The following is a 21819-nucleotide window of genomic DNA, read 5'->3' as shown; positions in this document are numbered from 1 at the left end:
CCATGGGCATCCAGAGCGATACCCCCCGCCTCCTCACCGACAAGGATTTCGCCTCCGACCAGGACGTGCGCTGGTGCCCCGGATGCGGCGATTACGCCATCCTGAAGGCGGTGCAGCGCACCCTGCCGCAGATCGGCGCGACGCCCGATACCACCGTCTTCGTCTCCGGCATCGGCTGTTCGTCGCGCTTCCCCTATTACATGGCGACCTACGGCTTCCACACCATCCACGGCCGCGCCCCGGCGGTGGCGACGGGGCTCAAGATCACCAACCCCGACCTTGACGTCTGGGTGGTGACCGGCGACGGCGACGGGCTTTCCATCGGCGGCAACCACATGCTGCACGCCCTGCGGCGCAACATCGACCTCAACATCCTCTTGTTCAACAACGAGATCTACGGCCTGACCAAGGGCCAGTACTCGCCCACCTCGCCCTGCGGCACCCGCTCGCCGTCGAGCCCCGGCGGTTCCGTCGACGCGCCGCTGATGCCCTGCGTCTTCGCGCTGGGGGCCGGCGCGCGGTTCGTGGCGCGCGGCGGCGACACCCTGCTCAAGCAGCTGCCGGAGGTGCTGAAGCGCGCCCACGCCCACAAGGGCGCGTCGTTCGTGGAGATCCTGCAGAACTGTGTCATCTACAACCCCGGCGCCTTCGATGCCGTCACCGACAAGAAGACGGCGCCCGACAGCGTGCTGTTCGTCGAGCACGGCAAGCCCATGCTGTTCGGCCGCGACGGCCGCAAGGGCCTGGTGCGCAGCCCCGACGGCTTCGGCCTGGCTGTGGCGACGGTGGGCGAGAACGGCGTGACCGAGGCCGACGTGCTGGTCCACGACGAGACCAACCGCCTGCTCGGCATGGCGCTGGCGGCCCTGCGGCCGCCGCTGTTCCCCATGGTGATGGGGGTGATCCACTGCGCCCCCGGCGACAGCTTCGAAACCGCCTGCCGGGCGCCGGAGGTGCCGGCCGGCGGCGATGCGGCCGCCGACATCATGGCCCTGCTGCACGCCGGCGACACCTGGACAGTCCCCTGAGGGACGGCCGGTGCCGCCGGTCATGCGGAGTGCATATACGCCTCAGCCGGTGATGAACCAGCCGGCCTGCACCTGCTCCCGCATCACGCCGAGCAGGGTGATGGTGTCGCCGTCGGCGAACACCACCAGGCCGGCGGCCATCGTAGGCCTGCTTCCCGCCGACCGCGATCCCGTGGAAGCGCGAGGGAAGGCGCCAGCGGGAGGCGATGAACCGTGACGCGACGTCACAAGGTGACATGAGGATGAAATGGAGCAATCTGACGTCCGGAAACCCGTCCTGGGTCCTCAGTCGTTTTCGGCTCGGTTACCGGATCCGCCGCGCCTCCATCTCGACTTGGCCGCTGCTTGCGTGGATGACCCGGTAGCCGCCTTCGCCCGGCACGTAGTGGAAGCAGGTCTCCTCGCCATCGCGCACCTCCGCCCAGGTCGCGCACATAGCGTCGCCTGCGAGACGCCAAGTACCCTCCGCAGTCCGACGCTGACCGCCCGCGTTGCTCCATCGTGCGGATGCCGTTCCGTCCTGGCGGTATTCGGCAATACCCTGTGCTCGCTCATTTCTCCAGGCCCACCGAGTGTCGCCGGAGAACATGCTGGCAAGTTCCGCGCCACTTACTCTTTCCTCAGCGACCGTTTTTGTGGCTTCCGGCGCGGACACAGTCCGCGCGCCAACCGTAGGAGTCGGGTTCTGAGCACATCCTGCAAGAGAAAGCGCGGCAGCAGTAAGGGCTACGGCAAGTCCAGGGCTACGCATCGTGCGGCACTCCCCTAATGTGTCCTGCAACGGTAGCTCCCAGCCAGCCACCATTTGAAATGCACATGCGACGACGCAAGCCCTAGCTGACGGATGATCTGCCTCCTCCGATTGGCCCGACTCCTGTCTCATTGCACCTGATGGCCGGCTAGATCTACGGAACATCCACGCCAACTGACGTACCCTGTATCTTCACTCAGGTAGCGGCGCCGGACCGACCAGAGTAGCTTTGCGTCCCGGCATTGAGCCACTCCAGCGCCACAGGCAGGGACGCCTCCCTCCCCATGACGAAGACCATGCTCCCCCGCGGCCTTGCCCCTGACGACTTGCAGGAGCTGGCCCGCGAAATCGAGGCCGCTGTCATGCGCCACCGCCCGGTTAACCTGACGGAGTGCCGGGCCGGCGCGAACACCTACGCCGGCGAGCACCTGGCGCACCTGCCGGACGATCAACGGGCGCTTGCGGTGGCGCAGGCTGTCGAGTCGATGGCCGCCAGACTGGGGCGAGCCGAGCGCCCCTGTCGCCGCCTGCTCCACTGAAGCCGGAGCCGTCGGGTATAGCGGTAGGCTGAGCCTGAGCAGTGATGGTGGCGATCCCATTCATGACGGCGCGCGAACTACTTCTTCGCGGGATCGTCCTGGGGTTTCTCTGTCGGCCGCGGTTGCTGCGGCGGCGGCGGTTGCAGCTGTGGCGGCGCCTGCAGCGGCGTCAAGGATAGTTGCGGAAGCTTGTCTATTTCTTTCTCTATGAGCGCTGCTGATGTGGTCAATATATACTCCTTGTATCGCAAATAATCTTCTGGCCCTATTTTCTCGGTAAGTCGATCGACGCAGAGAACAAAATTTTGATCTCGCGCCCATTGAAGGCCTTGGCTTCGCCTGGTCAGCGCTAGAATGGAAGTAGCCAGCGCACGCGCATACACAAGCTCGGCCGATGACTTCTGCGATGCAGTGGGTTCTGAGCTGGTGTTTTCGAGCGCACCCTTGGCCGAAAGCGCCAGTTGGCTGGCAATGGCTTCGGCTACATCTGGTGGAGGCTCGGCGCAGAACGACCCCTTGGGGTTTCCATTCACCCGGAACATGATCGTCCGGTGCGATGCGCTAGTCGCGATTACACCGATCTCGGCAGTGTGTCGTGTAAACAGGCCAGGTACATGTCGCTCATAGAGCACTTCTTCACGTGGCGCCGAGCACGCCGGCACGCTCGATAGCGCCAGTACCGACATCAGCAGCTTTTGATATCGCATGGCCGAGGTCTCCGTAACTTAGAGCAAACTATCATCGCCGTTTCTAGACACGTTGTGTGGGCGCATGCTTGCTAAGTCGCGGGAGGCTATGCCTACCTCACCAGCATCCTTCGATCGCTTTCGATTAATGGTGGCGCAACCCGACTTGGGGAATGGTGCTCGGCCGGTGGCACGAGATCATGAAAACGGGCCGCCGAAAATGCAGGGATGTGGGGGCCTGAGGGGTGTCGCCTAACTTCTGCAGGTGCTGAAAGTCCCTGCACCCGGAGACGCGGCACCGCGGGGGACCGGATATCAGGTCGCCAAAGTGGCAAGTTGAACAACGACCGCTTCACGGCTGGGACAGCCAAGCGCACCGGCAACTCGGGACGAGCGATGCAGCGGGTCGCGGCCCGCGCGTGTTCTCGCCGCCCGAAAAAGGGGCGGAAATAGACGAGGGGCTGATGGTTGGCGAAACCGGCCCACCGACTTCGTCCGCATCCACGTTTCTGATCATGACCCGCGCCCGACCGGTGGGAGGGGGAGGGGGAAAAGTCCGCGGCCGAACGGACCCTGCGACCGCCAGGAGTATCACGTGGAGTTTCGGAGCCCGCTGTTTGATGTCCGGGTGCGACCCCGCGAACCGCGGCCGCCGCAAGGGGAGATCGTTCCCGGCTGTTCCGAGGCAATCCCATGCAGGGCCTGAGGGCAAATTTGGGAAAAGGTCGCCCGCTCTAACCAAAAATCAAAGGCTGGGCGGGCAGGTGGCGGAGGGAGAGGGATTCGAACCCTCGATACGGCTCAACACCGTATACACACTTTCCAGGCGTGCGCCTTCAACCACTCGGCCATCCCTCCGCACGAGGAGAGGGGATGCGCACCCGTCTTTGCGGGTCGATCCCCCGCCTGGAAGGCCGGCACTATATAAGCAGCCGGCGCCCCTGGCAATATCCGATTTTGCCAATTTTCACGCCGGTTTCTCCAGCGTTTGCAGGCCCTTGGCTCAGCGGGCGGCGAGCTGGCTGCCAAGCCGGGTGCTGTCCAGCTCGGCCAGGGCGTTGGTGCGGATGATCACCCGCAGGGCCTGGATGTAATCGGGCCCGCGCTCCGAATAGTGGTGCAGGTGGCCGGCCAGGTCGTGGCCGCTCAGGTCCTTGCCGGCCGTGCGCAGGCGCCAGCGTTCGTCGCGGAAATCGGCATAGGCGCGGTGGGTGTTGAGGTTGCGGACGTAGGACCGCACCGCGTCCAGCAGCGTCGGGAAGGCGCGGATGCGGTTGTTGTAGTTGGGGTCGGTGGGCGGCACGCCGGTGGCGATGCCCGGCACCCGCGGGTCGGTGGTCCACTGGCCGAACAGGGCGTTGGCCTCGCGGGCGAAGCGCGAGGTGCCCCAGCCGCTTTCCTCGATGGCCTGGGCGAGCGCCAGCGACGGCGGCACCGCGTCCACCTTGCGCAGCAGCTTCGGGATGCTGCCGTCGGCCACCCGGTAATCGTCGGCCATCCGCCGCACCCAGTCGAGGTCGCTCGGGTGGACCGGCTCGCCGCGCGACAGACGGCTGTCGATCTCGATCAGGCGGGCGCGGTCGCGGCTGACTTCCTCGTTCACCCGCAGCACCAGCGGCAGCACGGTGCGGATGAACACGCTCTTGCGCAGCTCGGGGTCGTTCACGTGCGGCATGTCCGCCGGCACGGCGGAAAGGTACAGGCGCGGCACGCCGTTGCCCTCGATCACCCCGGCGATGTCGTAGCCGAGCGCGTCATACAGGCGCCGCACCTCGCGCACGCTTTCGGCCGACACCGGCCCGAAGCGGTCGATGGGCAGCGAGATGCGCACCGGCAGCGGCGGCGGCTCGGGGAAGGACAGCTTGCTCATCACCGCCGGGCGCAGGTTGCGCGCCTCCACCCCGTCGGAGGCATAGACCTGGCGCAGCGCCGGCACCGACCCGGACATGGCGGCACGCAGCTCGCCCCGCACCGGCGCGCCGGGGGCGTAGGGGGCGGCAAAGTCCACCAGCGCAACGCCATACAGCGTCACCACGCAGGCGCCCACGAAGCCAAGGGCGATACGGTCGTACCATCGACCGGACATCGGAGTCGTCATTCCGCGGTCTCTTCTCTGGTCGGCCGGCAACCGCGCCTTGGCGCGTGCGGTCGCGCTGCCGGGGCGGGCCGGGTATCCCCCTTCATTCTCCTGTCGCACAGGGCCGGCGGGGAGCCGCCGGCATCGGTCCGGCGACTGTCGGCCAGCCGCGCCGGACCCTCGCCCGGCCACGTCAGACCGAGGGGGATGATACGGATACCACCTCCTGCGTCAACCATGGCTACCCCCTTCGACTGTCGTCAGCCGGCGCTCAGGCATGAGAACGCCGCGCGACTCGGCGCTCTGCGGCCTCCGTCATGGCAGGGGAATGGGGCAGAGGAAGGGCCGCGCGGCGGCAGCGGCAGGGTGATTCAGGGGCGGATGATGCCCAGGCGCAACAGTTGTGCCACCGGAGTCGCTCGCCTGGCGGACAAAAGACGGCGGCCGGAGAAGCCCTCTCCGGCCGCCGTCGTGTCGATCGGCAGGGACCGCGCGCGAGGCGTCGGTCAGTTCACCGCTTCCACCAGCCGCACTTCCGGCACGAAGTGGCGCAGCATGTTCTCGATGCCGTTCTTCAGCGTCATGGTGGAGCTGGGGCAGCCCGAGCAGGCGCCCTGCATGTGCAGGTAGACGACGCCGTCCTCGAAGCCGCGGAACACGATGTCGCCGCCGTCGCGGGCCACCACCGGGCGCACGCGGGTCTCGATCAGTTCCTTGATCTGGGCCACGATCTCGTCGTCGTCGCCGTCGTTCAGGCTGTCGAGGGCGACGGTGTGGATGACCGGCACGCCGCTGGTGTAGTGCTCCATGATGGCGCCGAGGATCATCGGCTTCAGCACCTGCCAGTCGCGGCCCTCTTCCTTGGTCACCGTCACGAAGTCGGCCCCGAGGAACACCGCCGTCACGCCATCGACGCCGAACAGGCGGGTGGCGAGCGGCGACGGCGCCGCCTTGTCGGCGGAGGTGAAATCGGCAGTGCCCTGCGGCATGACCTGCCGGCCCGGCAGGAACTTCAGCGTGGCAGGGTTCGGGGTCGGCTCGGTCTGGATGAACATGGGTGGTCCTTCGTCGTCGTCTCTCGCGCCGCCGCAGGGGCGTCTATTCCTGAGTCTCTTGCTTGGTCGGTATGTGGTCCACGACGGCCGAAACGTCAAGCCAGCCGGCGGATGTCGTCTGCCGACAGGGTGCCCGGCACGATGGTCACCGGCACCCGCAGCCTGGACGACATGCGCCCGGTCAGCGCCGACACCAGCGGCCCCGGCCCTTCCGGCCCGGTGCCGGCGGCCAGCACCAGGATGGAGATGCCGGGCTCGTCCTCGATCAGGCGCAGCAGCTCGTCCTGCGCCTTGCCCTCGCGGATGAACAGGATGGGCATGCGGCCGCACAGCTTCACCACCTCCGCCGACAGGCGCTGCAGCAGCTGCTCCGCCTCCTCGCGGCTTTCGTCCTGCATGCGGGCCCCGATGGCGGCGAAATGCTGGAATTCCGCCGGTTCCACCACCTTCAGCAGGGCGACGGCGCCGCCGGTGGAGCGGGCGCGGCAGGAGGCATAGGTCAGCGCCGCCTGCATCTCCTCGGTCTCGTCGACGACCACCAGGAAGGTGCGGGGCGACGTCGGGGCGCCCGTCGGGGCGGCAGGGGAGGCATCGTCGCTCATGAAGGGGGGAACCTCCGGGTCAAGTCTTGCGGAAAATCAGGCCGGCGATCCAGCCGGCGGCGACGGCCAGCAGGATGGCCGCCAGGCCGTACAGCACCGACTGCCGGTAGGCGAAGTGGAAGATCTCGGCGCCGATGCCGACCTTGCTGATGACCAGCGGCGTCACCTCGGCCGACACCACCTCGCCGTCGCGCACCAGATAGACCTCCACCATGTAGGTGCCGGTGGGAACGTTGGACGGGAAGTACAGCTCCGACCGGAACAGGCGGTTGGCGAGCATGCGCACCCCCTCCTCCCGCTCCAGGTACAGGCCGGCCTCGGTCTTCAGCCGCACCAGCGCCTCGCGGAAGGCGGCGACCTCGGCCGGGGTGGCGAGGCTGCCGTCGGCGGGGCGCAGGTCCAGGTTGTCGGTGCCGATGCGGTGGCGTTCGCGCAGGCTTTCGGCCATGAAGTCGGTGAAGGCGCGCGAGCTGGCGACCTTGTAGAAGCTGGGCACGCCGGTGAAGGTGACGGATTCGGTGTTGGCCCAGATGAGGCCGGCCACCTTGTCCTTCTTGCGCACCACCGCCGGCTGGTCGGGGCCGCGCACCACCAGCACCACGTCGCCGGGGCCGTCGGTGGCGCCGAACAGCAGCACGTCGGTGCCGGCAAAGCCGGTGGTGATGGCGACCAGATGCTTGGACAGGTCGGCCACCAGCGGCTGTTCCACCGCCCGCGCCGCCATCAGCGTCAGCCACAGCGCCCCCACCACGGCGGCGATCAGGCCGGCCAGGCGAGCGAGGAACAGGGGACGGCGAACGGCAGCGCGCAACGGCAACCTCGGCCGGAGGGGGATCGGATCGATCGGTCCTTCAGTCATAGGCCAGGACGCGGCGGTACGGAAGGGCCAGTTGCAGCCCGCCCCGCCGCCCGCCGCGCCGCTGCGCCTCAGACCCGCAGGAAGCCGACGGTGTCATAGACCTCGTCGATGGTCGGCTGCGCGATGGCGCGGGCCCGTTCGGCACCGCGGGCCAGCACCTTGTCGATCTCCGACACGTCGTCGAGCAGGCGCTTCATCTCGGCGTTGATGGGGCCGAGCACGTCCACCGCCACGTCGGTCAGGATGCCCTTGAACTCGCTGAACGGCTTGCCGCCCACTTCCGCCACCGCCTCGGTGAACGACACGTCGCGCAGGGCGGCGTAGATGTTCACCAGGTTGCGGGCCTCGGCGCGGCCTTCGAAGCCGTCGGCGTCGGCGGGCAGCGGCTCGGGGTCGGTCTTGGCCTTGCGGATCTTCTGGGCGATGGTGTCGGCATCGTCGGTCATGTTGATGCGCGAGTAATCACTTTCCGCCGACTTGCTCATCTTGGCGGTGCCGTCGCGCAGGGACATGACGCGGGTGGCGGCGCCGAAGATCAGCGGCTCCGGCTGCGGGAAGACCTCGCGGCCGAAGTCGGTGTTGAACTTCTGGGCGATGTCGCGGGCCAGTTCCAGGTGCTGCTTCTGGTCCTCGCCCACCGGCACGTGGGTGGCCTTGTACAGCAGGATGTCGGCGGCCATGAGGTTCGGGTAGGCGTAGAGGCCGACGCTCGCGTTCTCGCGGTTCTTGCCGGCCTTCTCCTTGAACTGGGTCATGCGGTTCAGCCAGCCGATGCGGGCGACGCAGTTGAACACCCACGCCAGCTGGGCGTGGCCCGCCACCGCCGACTGGTTGAACAGCACCTGCTTTTCCGGGTCGATGCCGGCGGCGATGAAGCTGGCCGTCACCTCGCGCGTCGCCTGGGTCAGCGCGGCGGGGTCCTGCCAGACGGTGATGGCGTGCATGTCGACGACGCAGAAGACGCACTCGAACTCGTTCTGCAGCCGCACCCAGTTGCGGATGGCGCCGAGATAGTTGCCGAGGTGCAGGTTGCCCGTGGGCTGAACGCCCGAAAAGATGCGGCTCATCGTGTGTGGGTTCCGTCTGGCTGTGGATGTCGCCGGCGGGTGGAGGGCCGGCCCGGCAACGGAGGTAGCCCATGGCCGCCGGGGCGTCAACCGCGGCCGCTGCAGGGCTGCCGCGACTCGGCCCTTGCCAGCGGCGGCCGGGCGGCGGACCATGCGGGGATGAAGGCGCCCCCCATCCGGGTCGAGGTGCGTTCCTACCGCCCCCGCCAGGCGGAGGACACGCACACCCACGACCACCACCAGATCGTGCTGCCGCTGGCCGGCGGCATGCCGCTGCACGTCGGCGACCGCGCCGATACGGTGCGCGACGGCCGCGGCGTGTTCCTGGCGCCGCAGGTGCCCCACCGCTTCCGGGTGGAGGGCCAGGGCAACCGCTTCCTGGTGGTGGATTTCGCCAGCCACGCCGCCGGGCTGCCGCAGCGCCTGCTGCCGCGGCTGGCGGCCGGCACGTTCTTTTCCCTGGGGCAGCCGGCGCAGCATCTGGTGCGCTATCTGGCCGAGATCGGCGGCACCGCCGATGCCGCCACCGCCCACCACGCCCTCAGCCTGCTGCTGCTGGAGGCGCAGCCGACTGGCGGCGAGGCTCCGGCGGCGGTGCCGGCCTCGGCGCGGGTGGCGGCGGCGGTGGCCTGCATCGATGCCCGGCTCGATCAGCCGCTGTCGGTGGCGGAGGTGGCGCAGGCCGCCGGCCTCAGCCCCAGCCACCTGCAGGCGGAGTTCCGGCGGCTGCTCGGCTGCGGGGTGGCGGAATACCTGCGCCGCACCCGGCTGGACCGGGCGGCGGCGCTGCTGGCGGGCAGCGACATGCCGATCGTGGAGGTGGCGCTCGCCTGCGGCTATGCCGACCAGACCGCCCTCACCCGCGCCCTGAGGAAGGAGCGCGGGGTGACGCCGGCAGCCTTGCGGCGACAGGGGGCGGCGGGCGGATGATCCCGCCCGCCCCACCGCCCGCGCCGGCTTGCGGCGGCGTCAGTCGAGGCCGTGGCGGCCCATTTCCAGGAACTTGTCGCGGCGCTTGGCGCGCAGCACGCCGCCCTCGGTGGTGATGAGGCCGGTCAGGTGGCGGTCGATGCAGTCGCCGACGGCGTCGATGGCGCTCTTGCGCGAGCGATGGGCGCCGCCCAGCGGCTCCGGCACGATCTCGTCGATGACGCCCAGGCGGTGCAGGTCCTGGGCGGTGAGCTTCAGGGCCTCGGCGGCGGCCTGGGCCTGGTCGCCGGAGCGCCACAGGATGCCGGCGCAGCCTTCCGGGCTGATGACGGAATAGATCGAGTGCTCCAGCATCAGCACCACGTTGGCGGCGGCCAGCGCAATGGCGCCGCCCGAACCGCCTTCGCCGATGACGCAGGAAATCAGCGGCACCCGGATGTCGAGGCAGGTTTCGATGGCGCGGGCGATGGCCTCGGCCTGACCGCGTTCCTCCGCCGCCACGCCGGGATAGGCGCCGGCGGTGTCGACCAGGGTGATGACCGGCAGGCGGAACTTGTCGGCCATGCGCATCAGGCGGCGGGCCTTGCGGTAGCCGTCGGGCATGGCCATGCCGAAGTTGTGCTTCACCCGCGTCTCGGTGTCGTGGCCCTTTTCCTGGCCGATCACCATGACGCTGCGGCCGCGGAACCGGCCGACGCCGCCGACGATGGCTTCGTCCTCGGCATAGGTGCGGTCGCCGGCCAGCGGCTGGAAGTCCTCGATCAGCTGGGTGACGTAGTCGAGGCAATGGGGGCGGTCGGGATGGCGCGCCACCTGCGTCTTCTGCCACGGCGTCAGCTTGGCGTAGGTCGCCTTCAGCTGCTTTTCCACCTTGGCCTGAAGGCGGGCGACTTCGTCCGCGATATTGATGCCGTCGTCGTCCGACAGGTGGCGCAGATCGGCGATCTTGCCTTCCAGCTCGGCGATGGGCTTTTCAAAGTCGAGAAAGTTCATGGCGTCCCGGGTTCGTCCGTGTGCGGCCCAAGGGATAACACAGCCGGCGCACGGGTGAAGCCCAAAAACGGCAGGAGGGATCGCCGTGATCGGCCCAGGTACGGTCCGCAGCCCTTGACGGCGCCGCCAATTGTTGGTCAAATTACCAACATGGGGGCGAGACTGCTGTTGGATGAGCGGCACATTGTTGCCGACGACGCATTTGTCGAACTGCGGGTCTGGCAGGTGCCGGCTCCCGTCCGCGCGTCGTTCCACGGCTACAAATACTCGCTGGCCTACGTGGTGCAGGGCGTTTGTGTCCTGCGCTACGATAATGAGGCCGGCAAGGGCGATCACCGCCATCTGGGCGATCGTGAGGAGCCCTATCGCTTCACTACCCCCGCCGCCCTGCTGCGGGATTTCTGGGCCGATGTGGACGCATGGAGGCTGAAGCCATGACGACCGTCACCGTATCGGTGGCCCATCGCGACGAGGTCACCCGCCGCGCCCTGGCCGCCTTCGCCGGCGAGCCGCAGGGCGTCCGCATCTCGTTCGAGAGCGTCGAGGCGCTGTGGAAAACCCTCACGCCCAAGCGGTGGGACGTGCTGCGCGCCATGACAGGCCAGGGGCCTCTCAGCCTTCGGGAGGTGGCGCGGCGGGTCGGGCGGGATGTAAAGACGGTCCACGGCGACGCCCACCTGCTGCTGGACGCCGGCCTGCTCGACCGCACCGACGACGGGCGCCTGCTGTTCCCTTACGACGCCGTCCACGTGGACTTCACCCTGAAGGCGGCGTGAGCGGCCGTACTCACGCACCGCCTGTGGGCTGCTCCCGCGGGCCGAGGTCCACCCCTGGCGCATCGAAGAAGTCGTCCCACCCCGCCTGCACCGGCACGAGGATGCGGCGGGTGCCGTCCTTGACCACGGCCACCTCCGTCACCCCGGCGGGGAAGGCGAGGTCCTCCGGCAGTCGCACGGCCTGCAGGCCGTCGCTGTCGAACAGGCTGGTGCGATGTGCCATGGCGGAGCCCTCCCGACCGGAGAAGTCTTCCCCTCCGCCACCCGAGGGCGACGGAGGGGACCATACTACCTTACTTCCCCAGCGCCTTGATCTGCTCGGCCTTCTTGACCAGCACCTCGGCCTGCTTGATCGAGGCGATGTCGATCAGCTTGCCGTTCAGGGTCACGGCGCCCTTGCCGGTGCGCTGGGCTTCGGCCATGGCGTCCAGGATGGCCTGGGCCTGGGCGACCTCGGCGTCGGAGGGGGAGAACAGGTCGTTGGCGAGGTCCACCTGGCTCGGGTGGATGGCCCACTTGCCTTCGCAGCCGAGGATGGCGGCGCGGCGCGCCTGGGCCTTGTAGCCCTCGGCGTCGGAGAAGTCGCCAAACGGGCCGTCGATGGGGCGCAGGCCGTTGGCGCGGGCGGCCACCACCATGCGGGCGATGGCGTAGTGCCACATGTCGCCCCAGTGGAAGTCGCGGCGGCCGTCGTCCAGCGGGTCGGTCAGCACGCCGTAGAGCGGGTTCGGGCCGCCGATGTTCACCGTGCGCGCCTTGGTGGAGGCGGCATAGTCGGCGACGCCGAAGTGCAGGCTCTCGTTGCGCTTGGAGGCGGCGGCGATCTCGTGGACGTTCTGCATGCCGAGCGCCGTCTCGATGATCATCTCGAAGCCGACCCGCTTGGTCCAGCCCTTGGCCTGCTCGATCTGGGTGACCAGCATGTCGAGGGCGTAGATGTCGGCGGCGGTGCCGGCCTTCGGGATCATGATGAGGTCGACCTTGTCGACGCAGGCTTCCAGGATGTCCACCACGTCGCGGTACATGTAGTGGGTGTCGAGGCCGTTGATGCGGATCGACACCGTCTTGCCCGACCAGTCGAGGTCATGCAGCGCCTGGATAATATTCTTGCGCGCCTGCTCCTTCTCGGAGGGGGCAACGGCGTCCTCCAGGTCGAGGAACACCATGTCGGCGTTGCCCTGCGCGGCCTTCTCCAGGAACCGGGTGTTGGAGCCGGGAACGGCCTGTTCACTGCGATTCAGGCGGGCCGGAGCCTGCTCGACGATGGTGAAGCTCATGCGGAAATCCTCCCAAAAAGCCAGAAATAATATTTCAATCTGCTGCGCCGCAGCGAAACGTTCGGCATTGATGGCCGGAATCGGGGGAGGAAGTCAATGGGGGATGCGGGGCGCCGCCGTTACCCTCTGTTACCGAACGGCCGGCCGGCGGACATGATGTGGTTACCGGCGGGGGCGAGCATGGCGGGATTGCATCGCAGCTCATTCCCGCAGGAGATGAACCATGTCCGCCTCTGCCGCCCCCCGTCCCGCCGCCGGCGGTGCCATCACCCGGCTGCCGCTGCCCTCGCGGCGCCTCACCGGCCTGGTGATGGCGGCCGCCTTCACCGTCCTGACCGTCACCGGGCTGGTCATGTACCTGTGGCCGCCGCGGGAGGTGGCGATGGCAACCGGCTACACCCTGCTCGGCATGGGCAAGGGGGCGTGGCAGGACATCCACCTTGGGGTGGCGGTGGCCTTCATGGCCTTCGGCCTGCTGCACGTGTGGTTCAACGGCCGTGCCCTGGTCTCCTACGCCAGCCGCAGCGGCGGCCTCGGGCGGGTGCTGGTGACGCTCGGCCTCATGGCGCTGTCGGCGGCGGCGGGGGCGCTGCTGCTGTAGGCGCCGCTCACCCCGCCAGCCGCACCGGCAGGCGCTTGCGGCCCCAGGTGCCGGGCGCGGCCTCGAACACCCCCGGCACCGCCGTACCGCAGGAGGTGCAGGCGCCGTCGGCGGTCAGCCCCCAGTGTCCCAGCTGGTACCAGTCGCGCTCGATCAGCAGGGCGCCGCAGCCGGGGCACCAGGTGGAGCCGCCCTCGGCGTCGTGGACGTTGCCGGTGTAGACGTAGCGCAAGCCCGCCGCCCGGGCGATGCGCCGCGCCCGCGCCAGGGTGGCGGCCGGCGTCGCCGCAACGTCGCGCATGCGGTAGTCGGGGTGGAAGGCGGAGAAGTGCAGCGGCACGTCCGGCCCCAGATGCTCCGCCACCCAGTCGGCCAGGGCCGTCAGCTCGGCGTCGGAGTCGTTGTGGCCGGGGATCAGCAGGGTGGTGATCTCGACCCAGACGTCGGTCTCGTGCGTCAGGTAGGTCAGGGTTTCCAGCACCGGCGCCAGCTGCGCGGTGCAGAGCGAGCGGTAGAAGCCGTCGGTGAAGGCCTTCAGGTCGACGTTGGCGGCATCCATGTGGGCGAAGAAATCGGCCCGCGCGGCCGGCTCCATGTAACCCGCCGTCACCGCCACCGCCTTGATGCCGCGCGCCCGGCAGGCGTCGGCGACGTCGGTGGCGTATTCCAGGAAGATGACCGGATCGTTGTAGGTGAAGGCGACCGAGCGGCACCCCAGCTCCACCGCCGCCGCCGCGATGCGCTCCGGGCTCGCCTGGTCCTGCAGGCGGTCCAGCTCGCGCGCCTTGCTGATGTCCCAGTTCTGGCAGAACCGGCACGTCAGGTTGCAGCCCGCCGTGCCGAAGGACAGCACCGGCGTGCCCGGCAGGAAGTGGTTGAGCGGCTTCTTCTCGATGGGATCGACGCAGAACCCCGACGACCGGCCGTAAGTGGTCAGCACCACCGCGCCGCCTTCCGCCGCCCGCACGAAGCACAGGCCGCGCTGGCCGTCGTGCAGCCGGCAACGGCGCGGACAGACGCGGCACTCCACCCGGCCGTCGGGCAGGGTCTCGTAGTGGCGGCCGATGACGGCGCCAGTGAAGGGGAGGCTCGACATTTTCGCGTCCATTGGGCTGAATGCGGGTCACCTCGCGCCGCAGTCATCATGCCACGGCGGCGGGATCGGACCCAATCAAACAAAGAGTGAACGGGACATGGTGAGCCCCCTGCCCCTGCGCAATGCCGACGTGCCAGTGTTCGACGACGCCGGGCCCATGGTGCGGGCCTGGCTGCTCGACGGCCGCGGCGGCGGGCGCCAGCTGGACTGGCGGGAGGTGACCGCCTGGACGCCCGACCAGGGGCCGCTGTGGGTCCACCTCGACCGCCAGCACCCGGAAACCCGCCGCTGGCTGCAAGGCAGCCGACATTGAAAACACCAGGGCACCCCGTGCGGAGCGGCTGCTGCCCCCTTGGGCGCAGCAGACCATCCGTTATTTCCGGCGGCCCGGCGCGAAATCGCGTCCGGGCCGCTGTTGATTCGCGGTCGCGCTCGCTACATTAGGTGCTGTGACGACGCCAAAGCACCCCTCGCCGCGGCCGCCGCTGGCCGGTCGCCTTGCCCTTGCCCGCTGGTCGCTTCTGGCCGAGCGGCTGTGGGAACGGCTGTGGCCGGCGCTGACGCTTGCCTTCCTGTTCCTCGGGCTGGCCTTCCTCGACGTCCTGCCGCGCCTGCCCGGGTGGCTGCACCTAGGCCTGCTCGCCACCCTCGGGCTGGCGGTGATCGCCTGCGTCATCGTCGCCCTGCGCCGCTTCCCGTGGCCGAGCCACGACGAGGCCCGCACCCTGCTGGAAACCCGCGGCGCCCCCGGCGACGGCCGCAGCCCCTATCACCGGCCGCTCACCGCCCTCATGGACCAGCCGGCGCGGCCGGGTGGCGATGCCTTCGCCGCCGGCCTGTGGCAGGCCCATCGCGAGCGCATGCTGGCCGCCGCCCGCCGCCTGAGCGTGCCCTTCCCCGCCCCCCGCATGGCCGGCCGCGACCCGCTCGGGGTGCGGGCGGTGGGCGTGCTGGTGCTGGTGGTGGGTGTCGCCGTCGGCTGGGGCGACCTCGGCCAGCGGCTGGCCGGCGGCGTCGACCCCACCCTGCCGCAGCCGACGGTGACGCCGCTCACCGCCGACCTGTGGATCACGCCGCCGGCCTATACCGGCCGGCCGCCGATCACCCTGTCGGCCGGGCGCGGCACCGCCGCCGCCGGCAGCGCCGTGGCGGCACCGCAGGCCGGCGGCCCGCTGCGGGTGCCGGAAGGCTCCACCATCGTCGCCCTGGTCCACGGCGCCGACGAGCCGGTGCTGGAAGCCGGCGGCATGCCGGTGCCGTTCGAGCGCATCGGCGACGGCAGCCATCGGCTGGAAGCGGCGCTGGCCGGCGGCAGCCGCCTCGCCATCACCGACGGTCGCCGGCAGATCGGCGACTGGCCGCTGGCGGTAGTGCCCGACATGCCGCCCACCGTCCGCTTCACCGAAGAGCCGGGCGAAGCCGCCCGCACCCGCCTGCGCCTGCCCTATGCCGCCGGCGACGACTACGGCATCGAGACCTTCGTGGTGCAGATCGTGCGCCCCGACCGCCCCGGCGGCGAAACGGTGGAGGTCGCCCTCGATCCGCCGCCCCAACCGCGCGGCGACGGCGCCCCGACGGAACAGGCCGGGGTCGCCACCCTGGACCTGACGCCCCACCCCTGGGCCGGACTGCCGGTGACCGTGCGCCTGAAGGTGACCGATGCCGCCGGCCAGTCGGCCCTGTCCGACCCGCTCGACACCCTGCTGCCGGAGCGCCGCTTCCAGCATCCGGTGGCCGCCGCCATTGCCGCCGTGCGCAAGGAAGTCGCCCGCGACCCCACCACCGCCCCCGCCGCCTCGGCGGTGCTCGATCGCCTGCACCGCGAGCCGCAGGCCTTCGACGGCGACCCGGTGGTCTATCTCGGCCTGCGCATCGCCGCCAACCGCCTCTACCACGACCGCGCCGAGGCCGCCGTCGCCGGGGTGCTGGACCTGCTGTGGGATCTGGCGGTGCGGCTGGAGGACGGCGGCCTCACCATGGCCGGCCGCGACCTGGAGCGGGCCGAGGACGCCCTGCGCGAGGCGCTGGAAAACGACGCCTCCGACGCCGAGATCGAACGCCTGCTGAACGAACTGCAGCAGGCGCTGGAACGCTATACCGAGATGCTGGCGCAGATGATGCAGGCCATGCCGCAGATGCCGATGATGGGGCAGATGCCGCCGGACATGCAGACCATCGACCCCGGCCAGATGCGCGACATGCTCGACCGCATGCGCGAGATGAACGAACTGGGCTCGCGCGAGGCCGCCCGCTCCATGCTCGACGAGCTGTCGCGCATGATGGAGGCCATGCGCAACATGCAGCCCATGAGCCCCGACCAGATGCAGCAGATGCAGGAGGCGCAGGAGCTGATGCGCGACCTGCAGCGCCTCGCCCGCGAGCAGGAGCGCATGCTGGAAGAGAGCTTCTCCCGCGGCGAGGAAGACCGCCAGCCCGGCCGCCTGCCCTTCCCCGGGGCACCGCCGCAGCCCGGCCAGCAGGGACAGCAGCCGCAGCAGGGACAGCAGCCGGGCCAGCAGGGACAACGCGGGCAGCAGGGCCAGCCCCAGGGTCAACCGTCAGGGCAGGACATGGCTCAGGCGCAGCAGGACCTGCGCATGCAGCTTGGCGACCTCATGCGCCGCATGGGCGAGATGGCCGGCGAGGTGCCGGAAAACCTGGGCGAGGCCGAAATGGCCATGCGCAATGCCGAAGGCGCCCTGCAGGGCGACCAGTTCGGCGATGCCGCCGATGCCCAGGGACAGGCCCTGGAAGCCATGCGTCAGGGCATGGGCCAGGCCATGCAGCAGATGATGCAGGCCATGGGGATGCAGGGGATGATGCCGATGCCCATGCCGGGCCGCGGTGCGGCGCCGGGGCGCGATCCGCTCGGCCGCCGCAACGGCGTCGATCCCGGCACCACCAAGGTGCCGACGGAACCGGAGGAAAAGCGGGCGCGGGAACTGCTGGACGAACTGCGCCGCCGCGCCAGCGACCGCGAGCGGCCGGCGCCCGAACTGGACTACCTGCACCGCCTGCTGCGGCAGTTCTGAGCCGCCATGGCCGCACCCCTGACGCCGCCGGACGGAACCGGACGTGGCGCCGGACCCGGGGCCGGATCAGCCTTCCGCTTCGGCGCGTTCGCCGCCGCCGGGCAGCGGCTCGGCGGTCCAGTCGACCTCGAACCGGCGGGCGGCGGAGGCGGGGTTCTCCAGCGTCAGGCGGAAGCCGGCGGTGCTGTCGGGCTCCAGCCCATCCTGCGGCGGACGCGACACCATGGACTGGATCGGCTTGTCCTCGGCGTCGTAGAGGGTGAGCTTGAGGTGCGGCAGGGCCTGCGCCGATCCCGAGATGTTGGCGATGAAGCCGCGCACGATCAGGGTGTCGACGCCATCCTCGACGACGCGCTCGCCGGCGACGTTCTGGAACCGCAGGCCGATGCCCATGGTCTGCACCGGCAGGCCGAGGGCGGCGTAGATGCCCGCCGTCTGCGGCACCGTCGCCATGATCTCGTGGCGGCCGAACCAGCCGCCGGCGCCCAGGCCGCCGACGACGATCACCACCATCGCCAGCACCAGCGGCCAGCGGCGCTTTTCGCCGGGCTCGTCGGGCGACTCGAACATGGGCGGGATGGGATCGGGCGAATCGGCGTCGAGCAGGCTGTCGAGGTCGCGCATCCGCGCCTCGGCATCCTCGTCCGGGGTCTGCTGGTTCAGCAGGTCGGCCAGGGCGTCGAGGTCGGTGGTGTCGTCATCGTGCAGGTCGCGCGGCGGCGGCGCATCGAACCCCGACTCCAGCGGCAGGTCGCCGCCGTCGGGCGGGCTCTGGCGGCGGAAGGACCCGCCGTCGGCCTCCATCTCCATGGGCAGATCGCCGGCCGGCACCGCGGCCGCAGCGGCCGGCGCGGCAGCCGCCGTGACGGCAACCGTCATCGGGGCCACCTCCATGGCGGCCACGGCCGGCGCGGCGTAGGCGGCATCGTCCTCGGGCGGCATCTGATGCCACACGTGGCCGCAGCGGGCACAGCGCATCTTGCGGCCGGCAACGCCCAGCGCCCCGTCAGGCAGGGTGAAGCGGGAGTCGCAATTGGGGCAGCTGACGATCATCCGTTCTGCTTGTCTTGCAAAAAGCTCTGATACTTATAGGACTTGCGGGTTATCAACACAAGCACGACCCGTCCGCTGGACGGCAGCCGCCGGCCCATGTAAACCTGCGGGCCGGCAAAGGTGAGGAAACGGTGCGGACTTCCCCGGATACCGCGGACGCCGTCGTCCGCTTCGAGAGCGTCGGACTGCGCTACGGCAACGGGCCGGAGGTGCTGCAGGACGTCACCTTCACGCTGCGGCGCGGCTCGTTCCACTTCCTGACCGGCCCGTCGGGGGCGGGCAAGACGTCGCTGCTGTCGCTGCTTTATCTGGCGCGGCGGCCGTCGCGCGGCCTCATTTCCATCTTCGGCGGCGACGTCACCGCCATGGCGCGCGACGAACTGCCGCCCATCCGCCGCCGGCTGGGGGTGGTGTTCCAGGATTTCCGCCTGCTCGATCACCTCAGCGCCCTCGACAACGTCGCCCTGCCGCTGCGGGTCGCCGGCGTGTCGGAGTCGGACATCCACAAGCACGTGCCGGAACTGCTGGCCTGGGTCGGGCTGGCCGATCACCTGCACGCCAAGCCCCCCACCCTGTCGGGCGGCCAGAAGCAGCGCGTCGCCATCGCGCGCGCCGTCATCAACCGCCCCGACGTGCTGGTGGCCGACGAGCCGACCGGCAACGTCGACGACCGCATCGCCTTCCGCCTGCTGCACCTGTTCGCCGAACTGAACCGCCTCGGCACCTCGGTCGTCATCGCCACCCACAACGAGGCGCTGGTGCGCCGCTTCGCCTTCCCTCGCCTGCACCTGGAAGCCGGCCGCCTGAGCGTGCTGCCGCCGCTGGCCGAGGCCGAGCACGCCACCGCCGAGACCTTCCCGCAGGCCCTGGGCGAGGGGAGACTCGGCTGACCATGATCCCGTTCTTCCAGCCGCGCTCCGACCTGCCGATCAGCGCCGACTCCACCGGCCGCTACCTGCCGTGGCTGGTGGCGATCATGGTGTTCCTGGCGGTGCTGGCCCTGGCGGCGGCGCTGGCCATCGGCAGCGTGCTGGACGACTGGCGGCGCGACGTGGCCGGCACGGTGACGGTGCAGATCGTGCCGGTGGCCGGCTCCGACGCCGCCGCCGCCCGCGCCGAGACCGACCGCCGGGTGGAGCAGACGCTGACCATCCTGCGCCAGCAGTCCTACATCGTGGTCGCCCGGCCGCTGGAGGAAAGCCAGCTGGTCGGCCTGCTGGAGCCGTGGCTCGGCAGTTCCGACCTGGTGCGCGACCTGCCGCTGCCGCGCCTGATCGACGTGCAGATCGCCGATGGCGCCCGCCCCGACCTCGCCGCCCTCGGCCGCGCCCTGCGCGACACCGTTCCCGGCGCCACCCTCGACGACCATCAGGTCTGGCTGGCGAGCATCATCAGCCTGGCCGAAGGGCTGTCACTGCTCGGCATGCTGGTGGTCGGTCTGGTGGCGGCGGCGCTGGCCGCCACGGTCATCCACGCCACCCGCCTGGGGCTGGAGGTCCACCGCAGCCAGATCGAGGTGCTGCACCTGATCGGCGCCCACGACCGCTACATCGCCCAGCAGTTCGCCGCCCGCATGGTGGGGTGGACGCTGGAAGGCGGCCTGATCGGGCTGGTGGTGGCGATTCCGGCGCTCATGGGCATCGCCTGGCTGTCGAAGGATCTCGACCAGGGCTTCCTGCCGCCCTTCCACCTCGGCTTCCTCGGCTGGATCTCGCTCGCCCTGGTGCCGGCCTCGGCGGCGCTGCTGGCGCTGGTGACGGCGCGGGTGACCGTGCGCCGGTCGCTGCGCCGCATGCTGTAGCGGCGGGCCGCCATGACAGCCGGACCCGCCGCCGTTCCTCCGCCACCACGCCGCCGGCCGCTGCTGCGGCGGCTGCTGCGCACCCTGTGGAGCGGCCTCGGCATCATCCTCGTGCTGGCGACGGCCTGGCTGGCCGGGCTGGTGTGGTATGCCGCCGACATCCCCGATCACGTCGCCGACCCGGACACCATCACCGACGTCATCGTCGTGCTGACCGGCGGGTCGGAGCGGGTGCGCACCGGCTTCGACCTGCTGCAGCGCGACCGCGCCCGCATGCTGTTCATTTCCGGCGTCCACCGCGACCTCAACCTGACCGCCATCATGAAGGGCACCCCCAACGTGCCCGACGAGCTGCCGCCGGCGCTGGCCGGGCGCATCGAACTGGGCACCGTCGCCGCCGACACCATCGGCAATGCCATCGAGACCGCCGTCTTCATGGAGGAGAACGGCTTCGCCTCCCTGCGGCTGGTAACCGCCGGCTATCACATGCGCCGCAGCCTGATGGAATTCCGCCGCGCCATGCCGCACATCACCATCGTGCCGCACCCGGTGTTCCCGGAAACCGTGCGCCAGAGCGACTGGTGGCGGTGGCCCGGCACCACCCTGCTCATCGCCAGCGAATACACCAAGTACCTTGCGGGCACGCTGCGCCACCTGCTGTCCGAGGACTTCGCCCCGCGCCGCGCCGCCCCTGCCGCAGAAGGACGCTCCACGTCGTGATCTTCCTCCGCTCGCTTCTGTTCAACGTGCTGTGGCTGTCGTGGACGGCCGTGCTGTGCCTTGGCGCCCTGCCTGCCCTGGCCATGGGCCGCGATGCCGTCAAGGGCGTCGCCCGCACCTGGACGCGCGGCATCCTGTGGCTGGCGCGGGTGGTGGTGGGCCTGCGGTTCGAACTGCGCGGGCGCGACACCCTGCCGCCCGACGGCGGCTGCATCATCGCCGCCAAGCACCAGTCGGCGTGGGATACCTTCCTGTTCCACGGCGTGCTGCCGGACCCGGTCTACATCCTGAAGCAGGAGCTTCTGCGCATCCCCTTCGTCGGCTGGTACATGGCCCGCGCCGGCATGATCGGCGTCGACCGCAGCGCCGGCGCCAAGGCCATGCGCCACATGATCGAGGCGGCCGGCGCGGCGGCGGCCCAGGGGCGGCAGATCGTCATCTTCCCCGAAGGCACCCGCACCGCGCCCGGCGCCACCGCCCCCTACAAGCCCGGCATCGCCGCCCTCTATGCCCGCAGCGACCGCCCGGTGGTGCCGGTGGCGCTCAACTCCGGCCTCTACTGGCCGCGGCAGTCTTTCCTGAAGCGGCCCGGCACCATCATCGTCGAGTTCCTGCCGCCGCTGCCGCCGGGTCTGCCCAAGCAGGCCTTCATGCAGACCCTGCACGAGCGCATCGAGACGGCCTGCGCCCGCCTCAACGCCGAGGCCGGCGCGGCGACGCTGCCGCCGACGCCGGCGCAGCCTGTGGAAAACTCGGTGGAGAAGATTTGATCCACAGCCTGTGGACGCCGGTGGATAAGCCGGCGACTCCGCACGCTTTGGCGAGTCGCTGCGCTGCGACGGCTGTGGATGGCGCCCTTCGGCCGGGTTGACGCAA

Annotated in this window: 23 protein-coding genes and 1 tRNA gene; 12 read left to right on the top strand and 12 right to left on the bottom strand. The window is 70.0% G+C overall.

The genetic code is table 11. The features are described 5' to 3' along the window. Window positions 1-2 precede the first annotated feature (2 nt). Complete coding sequence (locus ABD056_RS08560) at window positions 3-1028, top strand: 2-oxoacid:ferredoxin oxidoreductase subunit beta (protein WP_343866136.1); 1026 nt, start codon at window positions 3-5, stop codon at window positions 1026-1028. Window positions 1029-2063: 1035 nt separating this feature from the next. Next, window positions 2064-2318, top strand: a complete 255-nt coding sequence (locus tag ABD056_RS08555) for a hypothetical protein (protein ID WP_343866135.1) — start codon at window positions 2064-2066, stop codon at window positions 2316-2318. Between the two features lie 77 nt (window positions 2319-2395). Here the strand turns inward: ABD056_RS08555 and ABD056_RS08550 are convergent, their stop codons facing one another. From ABD056_RS08550 to trpS, 7 genes are all read right to left on the bottom strand, one after another. After that, window positions 2396-3025 carry a hypothetical protein gene (locus ABD056_RS08550; protein WP_343866134.1) on the bottom strand — a complete coding sequence of 210 codons (630 nt, stop codon included), beginning with the start codon at window positions 3023-3025 and terminating at the stop codon, window positions 2396-2398. Window positions 3026-3769: 744 nt separating this feature from the next. Then, window positions 3770-3862 (bottom strand) — tRNA-Ser (locus tag ABD056_RS08545). Window positions 3863-4007: 145 nt separating this feature from the next. Further along, on the bottom strand, window positions 4008-5090 hold the full coding sequence (locus ABD056_RS08540; RefSeq protein ID WP_343866133.1) for a glucosaminidase domain-containing protein: 1083 nt from the start codon (window positions 5088-5090) through the stop codon (window positions 4008-4010). A 497-nt stretch (window positions 5091-5587) separates the two neighbouring features. Further along, window positions 5588-6136 carry a NifU family protein gene (locus ABD056_RS08535; protein ID WP_343866132.1) on the bottom strand — a complete coding sequence of 183 codons (549 nt, stop codon included), beginning with the start codon at window positions 6134-6136 and terminating at the stop codon, window positions 5588-5590. A gap of 95 nt (window positions 6137-6231) precedes the next feature. Continuing rightward, entirely contained in the window at window positions 6232-6738 is a 507-nt protein-coding gene (locus tag ABD056_RS08530; RefSeq protein WP_343866131.1) for a universal stress protein, read from the bottom strand. 19 nt (window positions 6739-6757) lie between these two features. Beyond that, window positions 6758-7549 (bottom strand): TIGR02186 family protein, encoded by a 792-nt coding sequence (locus ABD056_RS08525; protein ID WP_343866130.1) that lies wholly within the window; start codon window positions 7547-7549, stop codon window positions 6758-6760. Between the two features lie 116 nt (window positions 7550-7665). Then, window positions 7666-8664 carry a tryptophan--tRNA ligase gene (gene trpS / locus ABD056_RS08520; protein WP_343866129.1) on the bottom strand — a complete coding sequence of 333 codons (999 nt, stop codon included), beginning with the start codon at window positions 8662-8664 and terminating at the stop codon, window positions 7666-7668. Between the two features lie 159 nt (window positions 8665-8823). On the opposite strand from trpS, the gene ABD056_RS08515 reads away from it, so the two are divergent. Then, on the top strand, window positions 8824-9594 hold the full coding sequence (locus ABD056_RS08515) for a helix-turn-helix transcriptional regulator (RefSeq protein WP_343866128.1): 771 nt from the start codon (window positions 8824-8826) through the stop codon (window positions 9592-9594). Window positions 9595-9633: 39 nt separating this feature from the next. Here ABD056_RS08515 and ABD056_RS08510 read toward each other — a convergent pair whose 3' ends face one another. Continuing rightward, window positions 9634-10587 carry an acetyl-CoA carboxylase carboxyltransferase subunit alpha gene (locus ABD056_RS08510; RefSeq protein WP_343866127.1) on the bottom strand — a complete coding sequence of 318 codons (954 nt, stop codon included), beginning with the start codon at window positions 10585-10587 and terminating at the stop codon, window positions 9634-9636. 150 nt (window positions 10588-10737) lie between these two features. On the opposite strand from ABD056_RS08510, the gene ABD056_RS08505 reads away from it, so the two are divergent. Both ABD056_RS08505 and ABD056_RS08500 read left to right on the top strand, forming a co-directional pair. After that, the gene (locus tag ABD056_RS08505; protein ID WP_343866126.1) at window positions 10738-11025 is read left to right on the top strand and encodes a toxin-antitoxin system TumE family protein; all 288 of its coding nucleotides are present in this window, start codon (window positions 10738-10740) and stop codon (window positions 11023-11025) included. Beyond that, window positions 11022-11363 (top strand): HVO_A0114 family putative DNA-binding protein, encoded by a 342-nt coding sequence (locus tag ABD056_RS08500; RefSeq protein WP_343866125.1) that lies wholly within the window; start codon window positions 11022-11024, stop codon window positions 11361-11363. Before ABD056_RS08505 ends, ABD056_RS08500 begins: the two co-directional genes overlap by 4 nt. A 10-nt stretch (window positions 11364-11373) precedes the next feature. Here ABD056_RS08500 and vapB read toward each other — a convergent pair whose 3' ends face one another. Both vapB and ABD056_RS08490 read right to left on the bottom strand, forming a co-directional pair. Then, window positions 11374-11586: a type II toxin-antitoxin system VapB family antitoxin gene (vapB, locus tag ABD056_RS08495; protein ID WP_343866124.1), complete on the bottom strand. Its 213-nt coding sequence runs from the start codon at window positions 11584-11586 to the stop codon at window positions 11374-11376. Window positions 11587-11656: 70 nt separating this feature from the next. Then, a complete protein-coding gene (locus ABD056_RS08490; RefSeq protein WP_343866123.1) occupies window positions 11657-12640 on the bottom strand; it encodes an HpcH/HpaI aldolase/citrate lyase family protein in 984 nt (327 codons plus the stop codon). A 223-nt stretch (window positions 12641-12863) separates the two neighbouring features. Here ABD056_RS08490 and ABD056_RS08485 point away from each other — a divergent pair, with 223 nt between their 5' ends. Then, window positions 12864-13241, top strand: a complete 378-nt coding sequence (locus ABD056_RS08485; protein ID WP_343866122.1) for a DUF4405 domain-containing protein — start codon at window positions 12864-12866, stop codon at window positions 13239-13241. Between the two features lie 7 nt (window positions 13242-13248). On the opposite strand, the gene amrS is transcribed toward ABD056_RS08485, so the two are convergent. Next, the gene (amrS, locus tag ABD056_RS08480; protein ID WP_343866121.1) at window positions 13249-14337 is read right to left on the bottom strand and encodes an AmmeMemoRadiSam system radical SAM enzyme; all 1089 of its coding nucleotides are present in this window, start codon (window positions 14335-14337) and stop codon (window positions 13249-13251) included. 97 nt (window positions 14338-14434) lie between these two features. On the opposite strand from amrS, the gene ABD056_RS08475 reads away from it, so the two are divergent. Both ABD056_RS08475 and ABD056_RS08470 read left to right on the top strand, forming a co-directional pair. Continuing rightward, complete coding sequence (locus ABD056_RS08475) at window positions 14435-14650, top strand: hypothetical protein (protein ID WP_343866120.1); 216 nt, start codon at window positions 14435-14437, stop codon at window positions 14648-14650. 136 nt (window positions 14651-14786) lie between these two features. Further along, window positions 14787-17369, top strand: a complete 2583-nt coding sequence (locus tag ABD056_RS08470; RefSeq protein WP_343866119.1) for a TIGR02302 family protein — start codon at window positions 14787-14789, stop codon at window positions 17367-17369. A 66-nt stretch (window positions 17370-17435) separates the two neighbouring features. Here ABD056_RS08470 and ABD056_RS08465 read toward each other — a convergent pair whose 3' ends face one another. After that, complete coding sequence (locus ABD056_RS08465; RefSeq protein WP_343866118.1) at window positions 17436-18422, bottom strand: DUF3426 domain-containing protein; 987 nt, start codon at window positions 18420-18422, stop codon at window positions 17436-17438. A 131-nt stretch (window positions 18423-18553) separates the two neighbouring features. On the opposite strand from ABD056_RS08465, the gene ftsE reads away from it, so the two are divergent. From ftsE to ABD056_RS08445, 4 genes are read left to right on the top strand one after another with little or no spacing between them, the layout of a single operon-like run. After that, window positions 18554-19312 (top strand): cell division ATP-binding protein FtsE, encoded by a 759-nt coding sequence (ftsE, locus tag ABD056_RS08460; RefSeq protein WP_343866117.1) that lies wholly within the window; start codon window positions 18554-18556, stop codon window positions 19310-19312. Window positions 19313-19314: 2 nt separating this feature from the next. Further along, window positions 19315-20223 (top strand): cell division protein FtsX, encoded by a 909-nt coding sequence (locus tag ABD056_RS08455; protein WP_343866116.1) that lies wholly within the window; start codon window positions 19315-19317, stop codon window positions 20221-20223. A 12-nt stretch (window positions 20224-20235) separates the two neighbouring features. Then, complete coding sequence (locus tag ABD056_RS08450; protein WP_343866115.1) at window positions 20236-20943, top strand: YdcF family protein; 708 nt, start codon at window positions 20236-20238, stop codon at window positions 20941-20943. Then, window positions 20940-21713: a lysophospholipid acyltransferase family protein gene (locus ABD056_RS08445; protein ID WP_343866114.1), complete on the top strand. Its 774-nt coding sequence runs from the start codon at window positions 20940-20942 to the stop codon at window positions 21711-21713. The genes ABD056_RS08450 and ABD056_RS08445 overlap by 4 nt, the downstream gene beginning before the upstream one ends. Window positions 21714-21819 lie beyond the last annotated feature (106 nt).

The organism is Caenispirillum bisanense, assembly GCF_039523075.1.
Classification (GTDB): Bacteria; Pseudomonadota; Alphaproteobacteria; order Rhodospirillales; family Rhodospirillaceae; genus Caenispirillum; species Caenispirillum bisanense.
Note: the sequence above shows the minus strand (reverse complement) of the source record. Positions and strands in the feature narration are given on the sequence as shown.